Annotated in this window: 14 protein-coding genes and 1 pseudogene; 6 read left to right on the forward strand and 9 right to left on the reverse strand. The window is 59.5% G+C overall.

The genetic code is table 11. From position 1 onward, the window contains the following. Nucleotides 1-22 precede the first annotated feature (22 nt). The gene (locus tag ACM5SV_RS33145; RefSeq protein ID WP_222017995.1) at nt 23-1,300 is read left to right on the forward strand and encodes a Gfo/Idh/MocA family protein; all 1,278 of its coding nucleotides are present in this window, start codon (nt 23-25) and stop codon (nt 1,298-1,300) included. Nucleotides 1,301-1,321: 21 nt separating this feature from the next. On the opposite strand, the gene ACM5SV_RS33150 is transcribed toward ACM5SV_RS33145, so the two are convergent. From ACM5SV_RS33150 to ACM5SV_RS33160, 3 genes are all read right to left on the reverse strand, one after another. Further along, nucleotides 1,322-2,332 carry a hydroxyacid dehydrogenase gene (locus ACM5SV_RS33150; RefSeq protein WP_012759611.1) on the reverse strand — a complete coding sequence of 337 codons (1,011 nt, stop codon included), beginning with the start codon at nt 2,330-2,332 and terminating at the stop codon, nt 1,322-1,324. Then, nucleotides 2,329-4,185 carry a DUF2264 domain-containing protein gene (locus ACM5SV_RS33155; RefSeq protein ID WP_222017992.1) on the reverse strand — a complete coding sequence of 619 codons (1,857 nt, stop codon included), beginning with the start codon at nt 4,183-4,185 and terminating at the stop codon, nt 2,329-2,331. The genes ACM5SV_RS33150 and ACM5SV_RS33155 overlap by 4 nt, the downstream gene beginning before the upstream one ends. Before the next feature lie 128 nt (nt 4,186-4,313). Continuing rightward, the gene (locus tag ACM5SV_RS33160) at nt 4,314-5,333 is read right to left on the reverse strand and encodes a LacI family DNA-binding transcriptional regulator (RefSeq protein ID WP_222017990.1); all 1,020 of its coding nucleotides are present in this window, start codon (nt 5,331-5,333) and stop codon (nt 4,314-4,316) included. Nucleotides 5,334-5,479: 146 nt separating this feature from the next. Between ACM5SV_RS33160 and ACM5SV_RS33165 the strand changes: the two genes are divergently transcribed. After that, on the forward strand, nt 5,480-6,766 hold the full coding sequence (locus ACM5SV_RS33165) for an ABC transporter substrate-binding protein (protein ID WP_222017989.1): 1,287 nt from the start codon (nt 5,480-5,482) through the stop codon (nt 6,764-6,766). Between the two features lie 78 nt (nt 6,767-6,844). On the opposite strand, the gene ACM5SV_RS33170 is transcribed toward ACM5SV_RS33165, so the two are convergent. The 5 genes from ACM5SV_RS33170 to ACM5SV_RS33190 are packed head-to-tail and all read right to left on the reverse strand — an operon-like array spanning nt 6,845 to nt 12,249. Beyond that, on the reverse strand, nt 6,845-7,813 hold the full coding sequence (locus ACM5SV_RS33170; RefSeq protein WP_012759607.1) for a glycoside hydrolase family 26 protein: 969 nt from the start codon (nt 7,811-7,813) through the stop codon (nt 6,845-6,847). 3 nt (nt 7,814-7,816) lie between these two features. Next, nucleotides 7,817-8,338 (reverse strand): DUF995 domain-containing protein, encoded by a 522-nt coding sequence (locus tag ACM5SV_RS33175; RefSeq protein WP_113547945.1) that lies wholly within the window; start codon nt 8,336-8,338, stop codon nt 7,817-7,819. A gap of 38 nt (nt 8,339-8,376) precedes the next feature. Continuing rightward, nucleotides 8,377-10,245, reverse strand: coding sequence for a glycosyltransferase family 2 protein (locus ACM5SV_RS33180; protein ID WP_222017987.1), 1,869 nt, complete (start codon nt 10,243-10,245; stop codon nt 8,377-8,379). Next, nucleotides 10,242-11,225 carry a UDP-glucose 4-epimerase GalE gene (gene galE, locus ACM5SV_RS33185; protein ID WP_012759604.1) on the reverse strand — a complete coding sequence of 328 codons (984 nt, stop codon included), beginning with the start codon at nt 11,223-11,225 and terminating at the stop codon, nt 10,242-10,244. Before galE ends, ACM5SV_RS33180 begins: the two co-directional genes overlap by 4 nt. A 1-nt stretch (nt 11,226) precedes the next feature. Then, nucleotides 11,227-12,249, reverse strand: coding sequence for a UDP-glucuronic acid decarboxylase family protein (locus ACM5SV_RS33190; protein WP_222017985.1), 1,023 nt, complete (start codon nt 12,247-12,249; stop codon nt 11,227-11,229). Nucleotides 12,250-12,640: 391 nt separating this feature from the next. Here ACM5SV_RS33190 and ACM5SV_RS33195 point away from each other — a divergent pair, with 391 nt between their 5' ends. Then, nucleotides 12,641-12,961 (forward strand): hypothetical protein, encoded by a 321-nt coding sequence (locus ACM5SV_RS33195; RefSeq protein ID WP_012759602.1) that lies wholly within the window; start codon nt 12,641-12,643, stop codon nt 12,959-12,961. A 19-nt stretch (nt 12,962-12,980) separates the two neighbouring features. On the opposite strand, the gene ACM5SV_RS33200 is transcribed toward ACM5SV_RS33195, so the two are convergent. Beyond that, the gene (locus ACM5SV_RS33200; protein WP_012759601.1) at nt 12,981-13,763 is read right to left on the reverse strand and encodes a helix-turn-helix transcriptional regulator; all 783 of its coding nucleotides are present in this window, start codon (nt 13,761-13,763) and stop codon (nt 12,981-12,983) included. Nucleotides 13,764-14,605: 842 nt separating this feature from the next. Between ACM5SV_RS33200 and ACM5SV_RS33205 the strand changes: the two genes are divergently transcribed. The 3 genes and pseudogenes from ACM5SV_RS33205 to ACM5SV_RS33215 form a co-directional block, all read left to right on the forward strand. Then, nucleotides 14,606-15,562, forward strand: coding sequence for a fibrinogen-binding protein (locus tag ACM5SV_RS33205; RefSeq protein WP_130675989.1), 957 nt, complete (start codon nt 14,606-14,608; stop codon nt 15,560-15,562). 141 nt (nt 15,563-15,703) lie between these two features. Continuing rightward, nucleotides 15,704-17,731: a hypothetical protein gene (locus tag ACM5SV_RS33210; protein WP_222017983.1), complete on the forward strand. Its 2,028-nt coding sequence runs from the start codon at nt 15,704-15,706 to the stop codon at nt 17,729-17,731. 25 nt (nt 17,732-17,756) lie between these two features. Next, a pseudogene (locus ACM5SV_RS33215) lies at nt 17,757-18,300 on the forward strand (type I secretion system permease/ATPase); the annotation flags it as partial.

Here is an 18,300-nt window from a genome sequence, read left to right on the forward strand (position 1 = left end):
ACGTATGCAGGAGGATCATTCGATGGAGAAACACCGTTTTGCCTTGATCGGCACGGGAAACCGCGGCACCACCATGTGGGGCAAGGATCTGCTTGCCGGCTGGCGCGAGCATGTCGACCTGACCGCCATTGTCGAGAAGAATTCGCTGCGCGGCGAGCGCGCCCGCAACATGATCGGCAGCAATGCGCCGCTCTACGAAAACATCGATTCGATGCTTGCTGAGCAGAAGCCGGATCTCGTCATCGTCTGTACGCCCGACCATACGCATGACGATATCGTCGTGCGGGCGCTGGAGTCCGGCATCGACGTCATCACCGAAAAGCCAATGACGACCTCGGTCGAGAAGATTCGCCGGATTCTGGATGCCGAAAAGCGCACTGGTCGCCGGGTCGACGTGTCCTTCAACTATCGCTATGCGCCGACGGCCGCGAAGATCAAGGAATTGCTGAATGCCGGCGAGATCGGCCGAGTCACCTCAGTCGATTTTCATTGGTATTTGAACACTAAGCACGGCGCCGACTACTTCCGCCGCTGGCATGCCTATACGGAAAATTCCGGCAGTCTGTTCGTCCACAAGGCAACGCATCATTTCGATCTGCTGAACTGGTACCTCGACAGCGATCCCGATGCCGTCACCTCTTTCGCCGACCTGCAGAATTACGGCCGCAAGGGCCCGTTCCGCGGCCCGCGCTGCAAGCTCTGTCCGCACGCGCATGAATGCGACTATTATCTCGATCTCGAGGCCGATCCCTTCCTTGATTCACTCTACGAGGATCCCTCGAAGATCGACGGCTACTTCCGTGACGGCTGCGTCTTCCGCGAGGACATCGACATTCCCGATACGATGGTGGTGTCGCTCCGTTACCGCAACAATGTCCACGTCTCCTATTCGCTGAACACCTTCCAGCCGATCGAAGGCCATCACCTTGCCTTCAACGGCACCAAAGGGCGGATCGAGCTTCGCCAGTATGAAGCCCAGCCCTGGGAAGAGCCGAAGCAGGACACGATCCTGCTCATCCGCAATTTCCCTGATGGTAAGGAGGCAGTGGAGCGCATCGTTGTTCCGCATTTCACCGGCGGCCATTACGGCGGCGACGACCGGATGCGTAACATGATCTTCAAGCCCGATATGGAAGACAAGCTTGCGCAACGCGCCGGCACGCGGGCGGGCGCCATGTCGGTGCTTTGCGGCATTGCGGCGCTGGAGAGCTCGCGCACCGGCAAGGTGGTCAACATTGCCGATCTCATGCCCGAACTTGCCAATGACGGTTCGCCAAATTCGCTGAGGACGTCGCGCTGATACCCTTCGCCTGAGCCCGCCTCAGGCGATGTTTTCGAGATTTGCCTGGTGGATCTGGTAAAGCAGCGGCTGGCCGGTCACGAAGCGTTCTATTTCATCCACCGCCATCTCGCCGAGGCGCGCCCGTTCCAGCCCGATGGCGCCGGCAATATGCGGCGTCAGAAAGACATTCGGCAGATCGTAGAAAGCGGAGCCCGCCTCCGGGATCTCCGGGTCGGTGACGTCGAGGACCGCGTCGATACGGCGGGTCTTCAGCACCGAAAGCAGGGCGGCCTCATCGATGAGAATGCCGCGTGCCGTGTTGATGAGCGTCGCGCCGTCCTTCATCAGCGACAGCCTTCGCGCATCGATCATATGCTGTGTCGACGGCAGCGACGGCGCATGCAGGGAAACGATATCCGCCTGCCGCATCAATTCGTCGAGATCGACCTTTTCCGTTCCGAGGGCCGCTGCCTCGGCGGCATCAAGCGTCGGGTCGGCGAGCAGCAATCTATAGTCAAAGGGTTTCAGGAGCTCGATCACGCGCCGGCCAATGCGCGAAGCGCCGACGATGCCGACAGTGCGGCGGTAGTTTCCGATCGCTTCGCGCTGCATCAAATGTGTCCGGTTGCGATTTCGGTCGGCGACGTAGAGGTCGCGGAAACGGAAAACACGCTTGCCGGCGAAGATGATCGCCGCCAGCGTGAATTCGGCCACCGGCACGGCGTTGGCCTCGGCCGAATGGCTGACCGGGATACCGGCTTCGAAGATGGCGTCGTCGATGACGCCCTTTACCGTGCCCGCGGCATGGACGATGAGCTTCAGATGCGGTGCTGCGGCGAGGATTTCAGGCCCGACATAGGGCCCGCCCCAGCCGGTGATCAGGATTTCGGCTTGGGCCAGCAGACGCCTCGCACGCTCGTCGTCGAAGCGCTGTAGCGGCTCAGAATCCAGCAGGCGACCGATGCCGCCCAGGCGGCGCAGGACCTCATCCGGCAGGACATGCTGCGTGCGCGACGGTTGCATGGCAAGGATAATGGCCGGCTGGCTCATGGCATTTGTCCGGGCGCTTCGATGGCACTGACTGTCACGCCCTTTTCCCTCACCAGGGCCTCCAGCGCTGCAATCTCAGGCGCTTTCGGCGGTCTCGTCCAGGCAGACAAGAGGGCGGCGGGATCGTCAAGCGCCAGCACTGCCGTCATCAGGATGGTTTCACCGGTCGGAATCTGCCCGCGCAGCTGCGGCACGAGGGTTTTCGCGACGATCACATTGGTGTTGGGCATTGCCTTCTGGACAACACCCGAACGTTTGACCGAAGAGCCGAGATCGAGAATGCCTGTGAAGTCGGCTTCGCCGACCGCATAGGCAAACCCACCCGAAGCGGACAGGGTATCCAGCTCAAAGTCCCGGCGGCCGATGGCAAATCCGCCTTCGGCAATCCGTAGCGGCCGGCTTGTCCTGATCCTATGGAGGCGGATATGCCAAGGTGCAGCGGGCACCAGCCAGGTTTCAACGTCGACATCGGCAAAAGGCGACCATTTCGCATAAAGCACCTCCCCTGCGAGCTTGGCTTCCTCGTTCGTTTCGCGGACGCGGTAGTGCAGGCCGTCATCGCTGAAGGCAAGCGCTGAATCGAAGGCGGCAAGCGCAAAGGCACGCTCATCGGCCTCGACGCTGAAGCCGTAGCGGGCCGAATAGGCGAACTTCGCATATTTTTCCGTGCCGCACCGCATCTGCAGGTTTTCCTGGCCGGACGACAGCGCAATGACATCGCCGCCCGCCCGCATGATCACCATGCCGGGATGACGTTGGGGGACGATCTCAGGTGCTTGTTCCGGCACTTTCTCCTTCGCCGTCCAGAATGGGTGATCCTCAGCGATCGCCAGCGGCAGGAAGGCCTTGAAGGCCCAGTAAGGCGAGCCGGCGGAATTGTAACTCTCCGACATCAGCAGGTTCGGATAGCCGAAACCGATCGACAGCACACCGTCGCGATCGGCAATCGGCTTGTCCTTCCACCAGCGCAGATGCTGCAGGCAGAGATGCTTGACCTCGCCCCAGGGCAGAGCCTCGAGATCGGCAAAGGCGAGCGCCGACCAGAAGCCGGCGCAGGCAAAACGATAGGTCAGGCTGCGGCCGAAGGGGATCGTCGCCCCGTCGGCGGCAAACCAATGCCGGAAATCGCGAGCGAAGAGGACCGCGCGCTCGCGGTAGCGCTTTGCATAATCGTCGTCGACGAGCTTCGAATAGATCAGGCCATAGAAATGCATGGCGAAGGGAATGTAGTGGTCGATGCGGCGGACGTTTCCGTCGCGATACCAGCCGTCGCCGATATAAAAGCCTTCGAGCTCCTCAAGATATTGCCGCGTCAGGCTGCGGTCGAAATCGGCGCCGAGACGATCGAGCGCGATATCGACAAAGATCCGGAAGAATTTCCAATTGTTGTCGGCATAATCGAACTGCCGGGCATGCTTGAGATAGGCGATGACATTGCTACGGGCGCGCGCATCGAGCGGCTCCCAGATCTTTTCGGGCACCAGAGCCAGCGCAAAACCCAGAGCCGCAAGCTCGACCATCCGCTGGTCGCGGCCATTGACCGTTCCCCAGTATTCGGGATGGGCGGGATCGGTGCCGTTTGCGAGACCTTCGGCAAAACGATGCCAGTGGGCGAATTCGCCGTTGCCGGCGCCAAGCGGCGCCAAGCCCCAGAGCGGGCGGGCGAACCCTTCCAGATCGGCCGCCGCCCGGTCGAAATGGGCGCCGCCGCCATTGAGCGTGACGCGGGCATAACCGTTCGAGAAACAGGCAAGCAGCGGATCGAAGAGCGCAAGCAGGGCGCGGCTCATATCGGCGCGGGTTTCCAGCGGATTGCCTGCGAGTGGGTTGGCGCCGGCGGGATCATAGGTCATCGGTATCACTCACGGGTTCTAGAGCATGATGCCGAAAAGTGTGAGCGGTTTTCGGACGACATCATGCTCTAACTATCTAATTTAGAACAGGATTCAGATTCAGGCCGACCCGCCTAAATCATCCTGTTCTAGGCGTTCGGAACGGTCCCTCCCGGAATGGGAACGACCGCCTGGCAGATGTGGCGCGCGGAGGCCGTCCTGTTGCGGAAACGGGACAGCATCAGCGAAACGGCTTCGCGCCCGAGGGCGGCGCGGTCGACACGCATGGTGGACAGCGCCGGATTGGTCATCAGCGCGCAGGGCAGATCGTCGAAGCCGACAATCGCGAAATCCTCCGGCACACGCAGCCCGGCCTCGGTGACGGCCTCGAGCACGCCGACGGCGATGAAATCATTCATGCAGAAGGCGGCGGTAAAGCCGGCATTCTCGGCAAGTGCTTCTGCCGTGCGTTCATGCGCCTCTCGGCTGGCGCTGCCTTGAAGAGCCAGGGACACGAGACGGCCCTCGGCGCCGGGCGCGGCGGCGATCGCCGCCTCGAAGCCGCGCACGCGCTCCCGGATCGTATGGCGGTGAGAGCCGCTCAGATGCAGGATGCGGCGATGGCCGGCCTTTATCAGTCGGCTGGTCGCCTCATAGGCGCCAAAGAAATTAGCCGGCGAAACGCCATCGAACTGCATCCTCGGATCGGTGCCGTTGACAAGAACCGTGGGCGTCATGCTGGCTTGCAGCCAGTCGCGCAACATCTCGTTCGGGTCGATACCGACGAGAAAGAGACCTTCAGCGCGCGCGGTCTGCATATAGTCGCGCACGGCATCCGGGGTGGTTCGGTCCTCGCGGACGAGCCGGACTTCGAAGGGCATGCCCGCTTCGGCAGCGCCGGCGCGCAGGCCGTCGACGATCGCTTCATAAAAGACGCTGAGAGTGCCGGTGACGCCGTCGCTGGCAATCAGCGCCAGTCCCCCGGCAACGGCTTCGGAAGCAGGCTTGACGGGATAGCCGTTCTCGGCTGCCACCTTCAATATCTGCCGGCGCACGCTTTCGCTGATACCAGGTTCGTTGGCGAGCACGCGTGACACCGTGGAGACCGAGACGCCGGCCAATGTTGCTATATCGGCTTGACGCGGCCGTCTGATTTTTTGGTCGTTCATGGGGCAAACATTATGCAAATAATGCAAATTTGCAAGAAAATGGTTACTTCTTGCAATAAATATTTTTTTGCGTACTCTATTTGCCGAAGTGCCCCGCAACGCCGTTGGAGGATGGCAGCGGGCAGTTGGGACAAGGAGGATTATCAATGCAGGTCAATCGCCGTTCATTTCTGATGGGTTCAGCCGGTGCGGCCGCCGGTCTCGCCCTTGGTGCCGGAAGCGCCATTCCGGCCTTTGCCGAAGACGCACAGCTCCGCGCCATGTGGTGGGGATCCAACGACCGCGCCAAGCGCACGCTTGAAGTTGCCAAGCTCTATCAGTCGAAGTCGCCTGGCGTCACTCTCGTCGGTGAATCACTTTCGGGCGACGGCTACTGGACGAAGCTCGCAACGCAGATGGCCGGGCGCTCGATCGCCGACATCTTCCAGCTCGAGCCGGGAACAATTTCAGACTATTCGAAGCGCGGCGCCTGCCTGCCACTCGATGAATTCGTCCCCTCCACGCTGAACGTTCAGTCCTTTGGCGCCGACATGCTGAAACTGACCACCATCGACGGCAAGCTCTATGGTGTTGGCCTCGGCCTCAATTCCTTCTCGATGTTCTTCGACACAGTCGAATTCGAAAAGGCAGGCATCCCATTGCCGACGCCCGACCTCACCTGGGATGAGTACGCCAAGCTCGCCGTCGAACTCGCCAAGTCTTCCGGCAAGGGCGGCGGCCCCTATGCGGCGCGCTACGCCTATGTGTTCGATGCCTGGTTGCGCCAGCGCGGCAAGAGCCTCTTTGCGAGAGAAAGCGTTGGGCTCGGTTTCACGGCCGACGATGCCAGGGAATGGTTCGACTACTGGGAGAAACTGCGCAAAGCGGGTGGCACCGTTGCTGCCGACGTGCAGACGCTCGATCAGAACACGATCGACACCAATTGCCTTGGTCTCGGCAAATCGGTGATTGGCATGGCCTATTCAAACCAGATGGTCGGATATCAACTGATCATCAAGAACAAGCTTGGCATCACCATGCTGCCACGGGAAAAGAAGGGCGGTCCGTCCGGCCATTATTACCGTCCGGCACTGATCTGGAGTGTGGGCGCTACGAGCAAGCATGGCGAAGCTGCCGCGAAATTCATCAGCTTCTTCGTCAACGATCCCGAAGCCGGCAAGATCCTTGGCGTGGAACGCGGCGTGCCAATGTCGCCTACCGTGCGCGAAGCCATCCTGCCGCAACTCAACCCGACAGAGCAGGAAACGGTCAAATACGTGAATCTGCTCAAGGATCAGGTCGGCGAATATCCGCCACCGGTGCCGATGGGCGCAACCCAATTCGACCAGCGCGTGCTGCGCCCGCTTTGTGACGAACTCGCCTTCGAACGGATTTCGCCCGCCGATGCGGCGACCCGGCTCATCGAAGAGGGTAAGGCAACGATCAAGGGATGATCGGTCGCCCGACATGAGGAGAGGCCCGCAACACCCCGGCGGGCCTCTCCGTTTTTCAAGCCTCTGTTTTCCGGACTATCAGTTGCCCAGGTTTTCGGCCACGCGCCAGTCCGGCCGGCCAAGATCGAACGGCCATGCATGCACATCCCGGTCGTTGAAATAGACGACCTCCTGCAGATTCGGGAAGGCGCTCTGCTTCAAGGTGGCAGTTTCGATCCACGGCCTGATATAGGCGTCGCCGCCTTCATAGCCCAGCTCCGCCACCCAGATCGGCTTTCCGTAGCCGGCGACGAGATCATATCCCTGCTTCAGCGCTTCCGAGAACGTTCGGTGCTCATTGTAGGCGAGTTCGTCGTAGCGCTGCAGGCCGAAGACCGAGAGCCCAACGAGGTCGACATAATCGTCGCCGGGATAATAGGCCTCAAGGCCAGGCTCTCCCTTTGGTGACCACATGAGCTCGGTGCTGGGCGCCTCCTGGCGGACGATGTCCATCATCCGCTTGTAGGCCGTGATATAGTCCTGCGGGCTCCAGCCGGACCATGAGAACCGCCCTGACTTGTCCTCCATCTCCTGTCCCCAGCGGACGATCACCGGGCTTTTCAGCTCAGATATCATATGCGCGATCGAACGCATGTTGACATCATAGTCACCGCGCAGAACCTTGGCGCGAAGCTCTGCGGAGGTCAGCCGCCAATCGACGTCCCAAGACCATGGCTCCACGGTGATCAGCAGGTTGCGGCCTCTGGCCTGCGCATAGGCATCGGCGACGCGCAACGTCTCGAGATCGACGTCCTCCCATGGCAGAAACAGGGCTTCGGTCGCGACATTCGCCTGCGCGCCGAAATCGCCGTGCGGATCGTAGGCCCCGAACTTAATGCCGTCGGTATGAAGGACAGGGCGCTTATCGATGATCGTCCGCACGGCCGCCGCCGGGTTCGGGGCAATGCCGGCATATTGCACTTCGCTTCGGCCCGGCAGATCCGCGACGCACAACAGCAACAGCGCTAACGCGGCGGTCGAGAGGTTTTTTTTCATCAGCTTCTTCATGGCTCACCCTCCTTTTCGGGCTACTTCCTGGCTCAGCAGGATCTGCTTCACTTCGCTTGCCTTCGCGCTCACGGTGTCCATGGGGACGAGCTTGCCGAACTCGTCGTCCGGGAGTCCCGATGCATGGCGGAAGACGTACCACTTGCCGTCCGGCTGGCGCCGCTGATAGATCGTGTTGCCGATCTTGCGATGCCCGAAACAGGTGCTGGCGCGGGCCGCGCCCTCGGCATTCGTCCAGGTGGCGCGCATGCAGAGTTGGCCGAGATCGTCGACCACCCATCTGCCTTCGGCGAAGGACGGCCTCCCCTTATCATTGCTCCAGGCGACGAACCGCCGGCCCTCATCGAAGAAACGGCCGCCGCCGGTGTTCCAGGTCCAGGTCTTGTCGCCATAGATCCGATAGAGCTCATAGGCGCTGAGCGGCGTCGGCGCCTTCATTTTGGCAACCTCGGCGCCGTGCGCTGCCACCGGCAGGCACAGGCTGAGAGCAAGCGCTGCTCCCCATAGTCTCGATCCGATACTCATTACATCCTCCATACTCGACACCTGCCGGTTCCGCCGGCTCACGCACCCTGTTCGTCTCGGCCGGTTCTGCCGAAACCATTCCATCTCAGGTGGAATTTCACGATCCTGGTCTTGCCGCCGCCGAGGCCGGCGCCGGCCACGGCAAATTGCGTTTCGGTGAAACTGACAAACGTCTGGCCGTGCGAAAGAGCTTCGAGGCCGCGCAGGCCGTGGCTCCCCGCCTGCGTGCCGCCAGCGACGAAAATCGCCAGTCCGGTGGCTGTCGCAAGCCACAGCCCGCGCGATTGCGGCAGCAGCGGCAGATCGTTTTCGACCGCATGGCGAACGACGATCAGCACCGTCAGCGACAGGTAGACCGAGAGGTTGATCATGGCGAAAACATAAAAACCCTGGGCGGCCGCGGCATCGGTCGCAAACATCATTGCAGCGGCGGAAAGGGCAGCGAGCCCGATATAGGGCGCGATGACGCGCAGCGGCAAAGACCGCTGCTGCTGCTTTCCCTTCGGCGTGATGCGGAAATCGACGAAGGAGCCGCAGATATAGTCGCGAACAGCGGCAAGACTGCCGGCCAACGACCACGGCCAGCGCAGAAAGGTGAAGGCAAGCCCTTCCCAGCCGAGCAGTTTCGCATCGTGCGGCCTGAAGGTTGCCGTTGCCCGCCAGAAGAAGGCAAACAGCGTCAGTACGATCGACATCGGCACGAAATGCAGCAGGAAATCCGGATAGGTGACATTGACGAAGACACGGCCCGTCAGCAGCGCGGCAACCGGCAGCAGGAACATCATGGCCATGAAGACGGAAAAGAGCGGGTACCAGAGCTGCGAGAACACGAACTGGAACCTCAGCCGCCAAGGCAGGTGCATGATGTGGCGGCGGGAATGTTGCAGCAGAATGGTGACCAGGCTGCGCGACCACTGGAATTCCTGGACGACGAGATCGGTGAAGTTCGCCGGTCCGTCGCCATGAGCGATCGCATCGACCGCATGCACGCCACGCCAGCCGCCGGCATTCATCATCAGCGTTGTCGAATGGTCTTCCGCAAGTTCTGGGCCGAGGCCGCCGATCTGACGAAGGGCTGATGTGCGAACCGCATAATGGGAACCGATGCAAAGAGGCGCCCAGCCATTGTTGTAACCCGTCTGCAGCGAACCGTGCAGGCTTGCCTCGGCATAGAGCCTGCCGCGCGCCGCCCAGCTTGCCCCGGCATTGGCATCGCAGATGCTGGGAGCGGAGACATAACCGATGCCGGGATCGGCAAAGGGGCGCAGGACTTCACGGAGGTAGGTCGGCGTCGGCACATGGTCGGCATCGAACTGGGCGACGAAATCGTAGCGCGCATAACCGAAGTGATCGTAGAAATAGGCGAGGTTGCCTTCCTTGCAACGCGTCCGGCGCGGCCAGGTGGTGCGATGATACTCCGCCACACCCTTTCGGGTGGAGATCAGCACGCCGTGCGCCGCACACCAACGCCTGGTTTCCTCCGAAGGGTCCTCGTCAGCCAACCAGACATCGAAATCGACGCCGATCTGGTCGAGCATCGCCTGCAAAGTGGTGCGGACGACGGCAAAGGGCTCGGACGGCACCTTGGTGACGACCATAGCCACCCGCCCTTCCGGCAGCCCTGCGCGAGGGCTGACCGTCCTCGCATCGACAAAGATCAGGATGAAATAGGCCGGTACAAGCGTGATCCAGGCAAGCACGAGGGTGACGAGCACGAATGTGGCCCAAGAAATGATATGGGCGGACTGGCACCACCAGATCCAGAAAAAGCCGAGTGCCGTCAGCCAGCAGAGAATGCCGAAGCCATAGGCGACACGGTTCCAGCCGGTGAAAACAAGATCGAATGCATCAGCATTGACGGCTTTGGCGGTCCTGACGCCATGGCCGATTTGCGAAACATTGCTCATGCCCTCATCTCCAGCCCGAAGGTGGGGCCGGCAGTGCGGATGATCGTATCGATATCCGAGAAAGCCGGCGCGAAGCCGAGTTCCGCTTTCGCCCTTGCGGTATTGGCAAAGAGGATCGGCGGATCGCCGGCGCGGCGGGAGCGATAACGCACGGGGACTTCGCGGCCGCTGGCGCGACGGATCGCCTCGAGAATCTCGCGCACCGAGGTGCCCCGGCCGGAGCCGAGATTGACGCTGAGCGAGCCGCCGTCCGCCATCAGATGATTGACGGCGGCGAGATGCGCCTGCGCGAGATCGCTGACATGAATATAGTCGCGAACGCAGGTTCCGTCCTCGGTTGCATAATCGGTGCCGAAGATATCAAGCCGCTCCAACCTGCCGGCGGCAGCGAGAAGGGCGCGCGGGATGAGATGGGTCTCGGGTTGATGGCGCTCGGCAAGCTCACCATCAGGGTCGGCTCCGGCCGCATTGAAATAACGCAATGCGGCAAAGCGGATGCCGTAGGCGGCGGCAAAGTCCTCCAGCGCCATCTCGAAGATCAGCTTGGTGCGCCCATAGGGATTGACCGGATGCTGTGGGCTTTCCTCCCGTATCGGCAATGAAGCGGGGACGCCATAGGTGGCGCAACTGCTCGAAAAGACGATCCGATCGATCTCCTGATCGAGGCAGGCCTCGAGCAACGTCAGACTGCCGACGACGTTATTCCGGTAATATTTCCTGGGCATGTCGACGGATTCGCCGACATAGGCATTGGCACCACAATGGATGACGCAATCGGGCGAAAACTCCGCAAGAGTCCGGCGCAACGCGGCGGCATCGGCAAGCTCAGCCCGGATGAGCGGCCCCCAGCGTACACTGTCGGCATGTCCCGTGGAGAGATTGTCGTAGGTAACCGGGATCATGCCGGCGCGCGACAGCGCTTTGCAGATATGACTGCCTATGAAACCGGCGCCGCCGGTGACGAGAATGTAGCGGGGCATCTCATAGGACCTCCGCCTTCTCTGTGCCGGCCAGCAGTCCGTCGAAATATTCGACGGTGCGAGCCAGGCCGGCTTCGAGCCCGATGCGGGGCTTCCAGCCAAGATCGGCCATGGCGCGGGAAATATCCGGCCGCCGCTGACGAGGGTCGTCGGTGACCGCAGGCAGGTGGACGATCCGAGAACGCGAGTTCGTCAGGTCCCGGATGATTTCCGCCAGGCGTCGAACGGTCATTTCGGTTGGATTGCCGAGGTTGATCGGGCCGTTGCAGGCGCTGCCCGCGGCCGAAAAACGCAGGAAACCCTCGATGAGATCGTCGACATAGCAGAAAGAACGGGTCTGCTGACCATCGCCATAGATCGTCAGGTCGGCATTGCGCAGGGCCTGCACGATAAAATTGGAAACCACCCGCCCGTCGTCCAGGCGCATGCGCGGTCCGTAGGTATTGAAGATGCGGCCGACCTTGATGTCGACACCGTAAGTCCTGTGGTAATCGAAGAACAGCGTTTCGGCGCTGCGCTTGCCTTCGTCGTAACAGCCGCGCGGTCCGATCGGGTTAACATTGCCGAAATAGGATTCGTGCTGCGGGCTCTGGGTTGGGTCGCCATAGACCTCCGACGTCGACGATTGGACGACGATCGCACCGGTCTTTCGCGCGCAATCAAGGGTATTGACGGCGCCAAGCACGTTGGTGAGCAGCGTTCCCACGGGATCCCGTTGATAATCGGGCGGAGAGGCGGGGGAGGCGAAATTGAAGATGAGCGACGCGTCAATATCGAAGGGCTGCCTAACATCGTGCTCGACGATGCGGAAGCGGGTGTTCGATGCAAGATGAGCGACATTCGCACGGCGGCCGGTCGAAAAATTATCGAGGCATGTGACGCTGTGGCCGCGCTGCAGGAGCCTTTCGCAGAGATGTGAACCGAGGAAGCCGCCCCCGCCATTCACAAGAACGGTGCGTCGCCCTTGGAGCACCGGTATGCCTGACACTTTAGAATTGCCTTCGTTGGGAACGAAACTACGCATTACAAACTCCTTCCCAGGTATTTAGTCTTTTGATTTATTTATGCGCCTCAAGTCTTCCTTATCCGCCTGGATGTTCGTGAACCCTCCTATCAAGACGTGAATAACTTTGTAGTTATTCTTCGGATAACTGAATTACTACTCAAATGATAAGACGATTAGCGTGAAGGTCAACTTTAAAAATTCCAAGTATCCAAAATAATTACACAAGTATTCTTCAAGATAACGAATGATTAATCACTCTAGTCATTTTCCGATCCGCAACAACGCCTCTCACTCGCCGCTTAAGCTTCACTCAATGCAGCTAATATACGAGGGAAGGCGGGAGATTGGCCGCGCTCAACGGCACGGCCGGTCTTGCATCCTGAAGCGCCATATGCGAGGGGTTTTGGCCATGTTAGAAAAACAAGATACACCGCAGCTGAAAGGCCGGCGTTTCCGCTTGGCGATGTTCGTCTGGGGAACGGCGCTCGTTGCAATCGGACCAACGGCTTGCGCGGTCGTTGATGACGATATCGCGGTCGTCGCGAAAAAGAACATCGTCGTGGTCGAGGCACCGCGCGTCTCGAAGGCCTATGCCTATCCGGCAAATCGGGCCGAGCGCCCGACTGCAGCAACGGCCCGCAGCGTAGCCTATCATGGCTCGGCGCCTTATATCTGCTCTCCAAGCGGCTTCGGACAGAAGTCGCGTTGCTTTGCGCGTCCTTCGATCTGAAGCAAAAGAAAGCGTTAGATCAGTTGCGCCACCGACCGGACATGTCGCCTTCACCGGCGGAATGCTCATTGAAGAAGCGGGATGCAGCTTCCGTGCGGTTTCGGACGTTCATCTTCTTGTAGATGTTGCGGACGTGAACCTTCACGGTATTTTCGGAAAGATGCAGCTTGTCGGCGATGATCTTGTTCTGCGTGCCCTTGCATATGAGATCCAGAATCTGAACCTCACGGGTGGTCAAAGCAGAGATGCTGTCGCGTCTCAGCTTGAGCGCATTGCTGCGCGCCGCATCGACCGATTTTGTCTGATAGAGCGAAGGCTCCAGCTGGGCGTTATTGTTGGTGAGGCGATTGAGAAGTGCTGACGGAAAATGTTCGCCGCCCTTCATTAGCAGATCCACTGCAGCCATAAAGACATCGAGCCGCAGGTTGAGTGGCAGGACGCCATCGATGATCCGCGCCTCTACCAGCCGGCTGACATAGGGCTCGAGCATATCGATCGCTTCGACGACAAGTCCAATCGAGGTTTCAGGGTGGTTTTCGCGGGCAGCCTGCAGCGCTTCATGAAGCTCCGGGCCGGGTATATGATAGAATAAAACAAGCTTAAAATCGCTGGTATCTTTTTCCAGCATCGGCTTTGTACTCGTTATGCTTGCCACTTCACAGTTCGGAAATTTCTTTGCCAGTGCTTCTACCATGCATTCCGAAAACAGATCCGCCTTGGCTACCACTAGTATAGTATCTCCGGACGTACTCAACTTTCTTCCCTGGTCAGAATTCTCCATCCCTGAGCCTGTCATGAACATATACGCCTCCCCTAGCGTTACACTTTACTCAAACGTGGAGCGATGGCGGGTATAAGATAGTAAGAAATGCCGACCCCGGATGTCACCGCTTTATTTTTTAGACATTTCTTAATTATGTTAATACGGATTGAGAAGGAAGGAAATGGCCCAAAGTGATTAGTTTTCGCGGACGAAAAACGATACGATACAATGCCTTGGTTGTATTTTCACTATGATATATACTTCAAGGCTATATTTGCTTCGACTATAGATGTTCAGTTGAATGTAATATTTCAGTACAAATTGTCATATTTTCGTCATGCAGGGTGGGTCGGATATGAGACAGGGAAACGTCGAAAGGTGCCCCTCAACCCTGCAGCGAATGCCGGGAGCCCCGGATTGTCGCTGCTCGCCGACGCCGCTGCCGAACAGATCGTAGTACTCCGACGACAGGGACTATCTGCGGGCTATCCGGACAGGGCGGATCCGCCTTAGCCCGAATTGGTGTCTATCGGATCCGCATTTTTTCCAGCATTCTGTGATCGTCGTCCAAGTGGCGACTGGAAAATCCAGGTATCGTCATGCGTTTTTGATACATGGCTTCCATTTAGGGCAACTCAACGAAAAGAAAGCCTGAATACTCCTTATCCTTTTCAGGATTCTGAGCTGGATATGTGCGGCCTTGTACTGAGTACGTACGTTCCCAATACCAACGATTTGATCAACAAATCGCGACGAAGCTGCAGATGACTAGTATCGAATACATCTGCCGATCTTAACCGTATCGGAGCGAGCGCGAGTAAAATCCCATTTGAGATGAGAGGGATTTCGAAAAGCTGCTCCGGTTTTTTCTGGAGAATGCAATGTCTGACGACACCGAAATCACAAAGGTCGGGGCGCTTGCCGACGGCTTTGCCAATAGCGCGATCAATTCGACTGAAATCGAAGACGATTCGACCGGTTATGTCGGCGGCGTCGCCAATGGCGACAATCGCGACAATACCGACAATAGCGTCGACGTGGACGTCAAGGCGGAGATCGACGTCGCCGCCAACAATGGCGACAACCGCGACAACGAATATGACTGGAGCTACAAGTCCGACGACGATACGAGCACCAAGACCACGACGATCACCGATACCGACACCAAGACCGACTACGACTGGAGCTATGACAGCAAGTCGTACAGCGACAACGACACCGACACCAAGACGATCACGGACACCGATACGAAAACCGTGACCGACACCGATATCAAGACCGTTACGGAGACGGATACGGATACGAAGACGGTCTCCGACAGCAACAACACCTCCGACAGCTTCAACAAGACGGACACAGACTTCGCCGTCATCGAGGACGTCAAGGACTCCAACCTCGGCGTTGCCGGACACGACCTCACCTTCGACCTCGGCGACGACTTCTCCTTCACTCTCGACGTCGACAGCATCCTCAACAATTCGCTGACCGGCGAAGGCAACGACAGCGGCTTCAGCGCCATCCAGGCAAACCATCTGGCCGACCAGGATAATGCCTGGAACACCACGATGAACAACCAGCATGCCGATAACCACCTTAAGGCCGATGGCGGCGACGCCAGCAGCGCAGAAGGCATGGAGATGGACGGCAAGGGCTGGGATCTCAAGGCTGGCGACGACGCCACTGGCTCGAGTGCGGCCGATGCTTCGGCGATCCTTGCCAATTCGGGCTTCCACCTCGAGCTCGTTCAGGGCGCGAACCTGCTCAGCAATACGGTCGACTCCAGCGTCATCGGCGGCAATTCTCATGTCTCCGACGTCGGCGAGGATACCAGCACCTGACACTGACCTCCAACGACCAAGAGAACTGCACCGGCTCAAGCCGGTGCAGTTTGACTGCTTGAAAACGATTTGACGACCACACGACGGCTCCCGGCGGGCGCCTCCAAGGCCGATCGTCATCTCGAATGGGAGGGCCGAACCATGCATATCGAGAAGATTTCGGAAATCATTGCGCACTTCATCGGTCTCTTCGAGATGACGACCGACGAGATGAGGCTGCGCACCAATTATGCCGAGGGCGCAGGACCGGGCGCGGATGGACCGGCCCTGCCGGATCAGGATGCCTTTACCGCCGCCTTCTCTTCCGATCTCCAGCTCAAGGACTACGATCCGGGCGTCATTTACAAAAGCGGCAGCTACGACATCGAATATGGTCCGACGCGCCATTTCGGCCGCGTCTTCGAGGAGAGCCTCGAGAAGCTGGCGGCGATTGCCGGAAAGGACATCCCGCTACCGCATTTCGGCGATCCTACGGATATCGTGCTCACGGATGAGCCGGAACTGACGGTCTTTGCCGGGCCTGGTTCGGCGATCAGTCATGTCCTCCAGGTCAACGTCCTCTACGACGACGATTATCTGGATATGACGGACGGCGTCCATCCCCTTCGAGACACGAGTTTCGTCATCGAGCGGCTCGCGGATTTCAGCACCGAGGCCGAGATCTTCACGCCTTTTGCGAGCCTCCACCGGACAGATACCTATGATGGCGCGCTGAAAATCGCCGAGGATCTCGAAAGCTATATCCAGAATAGCAAGGACAGTGGGCCGGCCTCGCCCAGCAGCGGCGACGCGACGCATGATTTCAGCACCACCGCCCCCAAGAACGATACGGTCTATGTTAACGGCGAGGAGACGACCGATATCCCTGTCCTCGACGACTTCCTGCCCGACCGCGGTCTCGCCAAGCTCGAGGAAGAACCAGACGACAGCAATACATCCGTCGAGCAGACCGACCCGAGTGGCAACAGCCTTGATGTGACCGCCGGTGCAAACCTCCTTGTCAACGTCGCCTCGGTGATCAATACCGGCGTCATCGCCTCGGTCACGGCGGTGATGGGCAACTATCACCAGATCGACGCGATCTCCCAAGCCTTTGTCTACAGCGACAACGACGAGATTGCTTCGACGCTGCATTCATCCGGCCATTCCGCCGATGACGCGGGAACGGTCGCCAAGAATATCGCCCTCTTCGAACACAGCACCTTCGAAGCATCGAGCCATGCTGACAACGATGCTGTCGAGCCGACTTTCCCGAACAGCTGGCGCGTCAGCGTCATCGACGGCGACGTCTCCTTCGTACAGTGGATCGAGCAATATCACTTTGTCAGCGACAACGACACGATGACGGTCACCACCTCGGGATCCGAAGCCACGGTTCTGACGGGCGGTAATACCTCCATCAACTTCTCCTCCTTTTTCGGGATGGGCATGCAGTATGATCTGGTGATCATCGGCGGCAATGTGCTCGACATCAACAGCATCACGCAGATCTCGCTGCTCTACGACAATGACTGGGTGCGGGCGGAAGACGGCGTCGATCCCGGCGCCGACATTCAGACGGGCAACAACCTGCTCTGGAATTTCGCCTCGATCCACAATGTCGGGACGGACAGCCCGTTCGCGGCCATGCCGGACTATATGGCCGCAACGCAGAAAGCGATCGAAGATCGCGATCCCAACATGCCGGAAGGGCTGTCCTTTGATGTAAATTTCCAGGGATATGCCGGCCTCAACGTGCTCTACATCACCGGCAATCTCTACGACATGACGATCATAAAGCAGGTCAGCATCCTCGGCGATTCCGACGATGTGACCCAGGCGGCATCGACCATCCTCGAAAACAATCCCGACGCAACGGTTACGATCGACACGGGCAGCAATGCCGTCGTCAACATCGCCGAGATCGTCGACTACGATAGTTTCGGCCAGACGACCTATCTGGCAGGCCAGCTCTATTCAGACGCCATCCTCATTCAGGGCGGGCTGGTGGAACATGACACTACACAGCCTCAGCCGGCTGGCGACAGGCTCGCTAACGAAGTCATCGCCTTTCTCGACAATGACGATCCGGCGGGCGGCGATTGCGCTGACGGCGTCATCAATGCCGGGAATGATTATTCATGGTCGTCGGCCCACCCCGCCGACGTAATGCAAGCCATGGTCGCGTGACCTTGAGTATTGCGAGGAAACCACGATGAACCAGATCTCGAAACAAATCTTTGCGGCAGGCAGCGCCCTCGATCTGAGATCGGGCACTATTCCCTCCGCTGCTCCCTCGGAAGCGACGACGACCGATGTGTGCATCTCGGCGATCGACGAGGCGGTCGAGAACCTTCGCAGGCTGAGCGGCGCCGCTGCTTCGTCTCCCGTTGGCCGCAAGGAGACGTCCGAAGCTGCGGCAAACGAGGCTGCCGATACCGGACGCGCAAGCGCAACGCAGGCGCCCCTCCCGGAAAAGACGGCGGTGCTGGAAGCTAAAGGGGGAACGGCGCCTCCTGTCGCGGTGGCGCAGGCCCCGGCGACAGCAAAACCGGCGGAAGCGCCGGCCCAGCCGCAGATCGAAGCACGGGTGGCCCCCGAACTGCCGAAAGAGAAGACCGAGCTTAAATCGAGCCCGACGATGCCTTTCGGCAAGACCATCGAAGGAGAAAGCGGTCCGATCAGCGAGAACGACAGGCGGCTGCGCACCGGCGGCGGCGGAAACGGCAAGAATTCCGATCCCGGGGGCGGCGGGGGCG

The sequence above is a fragment of the Rhizobium sp. CRRU65 genome (assembly GCF_048551595.1).
In the GTDB taxonomy this organism is placed as follows: Bacteria; Pseudomonadota; Alphaproteobacteria; order Rhizobiales; family Rhizobiaceae; genus Rhizobium; species Rhizobium leguminosarum_J.

What these genes read in the sequence shown, in the direction of transcription:
- ACM5SV_RS33145 (WP_222017995.1), top strand. Translation starts at nt 23, where the DNA reads ATGGAGAAACACCGTTTTGCCTTGATCGGCACGGGAAACCGCGGCACC.
- ACM5SV_RS33150 (WP_012759611.1), bottom strand. Translation starts at nt 2,332, where the DNA reads ATGAGCCAGCCGGCCATTATCCTTGCCATGCAACCGTCGCGCACGCAG.
- ACM5SV_RS33155 (WP_222017992.1), bottom strand. Translation starts at nt 4,185, where the DNA reads ATGACCTATGATCCCGCCGGCGCCAACCCACTCGCAGGCAATCCGCTG.
- ACM5SV_RS33160 (WP_222017990.1), bottom strand. Translation starts at nt 5,333, where the DNA reads ATGAACGACCAAAAAATCAGACGGCCGCGTCAAGCCGATATAGCAACA.
- ACM5SV_RS33165 (WP_222017989.1), top strand. Translation starts at nt 5,480, where the DNA reads ATGCAGGTCAATCGCCGTTCATTTCTGATGGGTTCAGCCGGTGCGGCC.
- ACM5SV_RS33170 (WP_012759607.1), bottom strand. Translation starts at nt 7,813, where the DNA reads ATGAAGAAGCTGATGAAAAAAAACCTCTCGACCGCCGCGTTAGCGCTG.
- ACM5SV_RS33175 (WP_113547945.1), bottom strand. Translation starts at nt 8,338, where the DNA reads ATGAGTATCGGATCGAGACTATGGGGAGCAGCGCTTGCTCTCAGCCTG.
- ACM5SV_RS33180 (WP_222017987.1), bottom strand. Translation starts at nt 10,245, where the DNA reads ATGAGCAATGTTTCGCAAATCGGCCATGGCGTCAGGACCGCCAAAGCC.
- galE (WP_012759604.1), bottom strand. Translation starts at nt 11,225, where the DNA reads ATGCCCCGCTACATTCTCGTCACCGGCGGCGCCGGTTTCATAGGCAGT.
- ACM5SV_RS33190 (WP_222017985.1), bottom strand. Translation starts at nt 12,249, where the DNA reads ATGCGTAGTTTCGTTCCCAACGAAGGCAATTCTAAAGTGTCAGGCATA.
- ACM5SV_RS33195 (WP_012759602.1), top strand. Translation starts at nt 12,641, where the DNA reads ATGTTAGAAAAACAAGATACACCGCAGCTGAAAGGCCGGCGTTTCCGC.
- ACM5SV_RS33200 (WP_012759601.1), bottom strand. Translation starts at nt 13,763, where the DNA reads ATGTTCATGACAGGCTCAGGGATGGAGAATTCTGACCAGGGAAGAAAG.
- ACM5SV_RS33205 (WP_130675989.1), top strand. Translation starts at nt 14,606, where the DNA reads ATGTCTGACGACACCGAAATCACAAAGGTCGGGGCGCTTGCCGACGGC.
- ACM5SV_RS33210 (WP_222017983.1), top strand. Translation starts at nt 15,704, where the DNA reads ATGCATATCGAGAAGATTTCGGAAATCATTGCGCACTTCATCGGTCTC.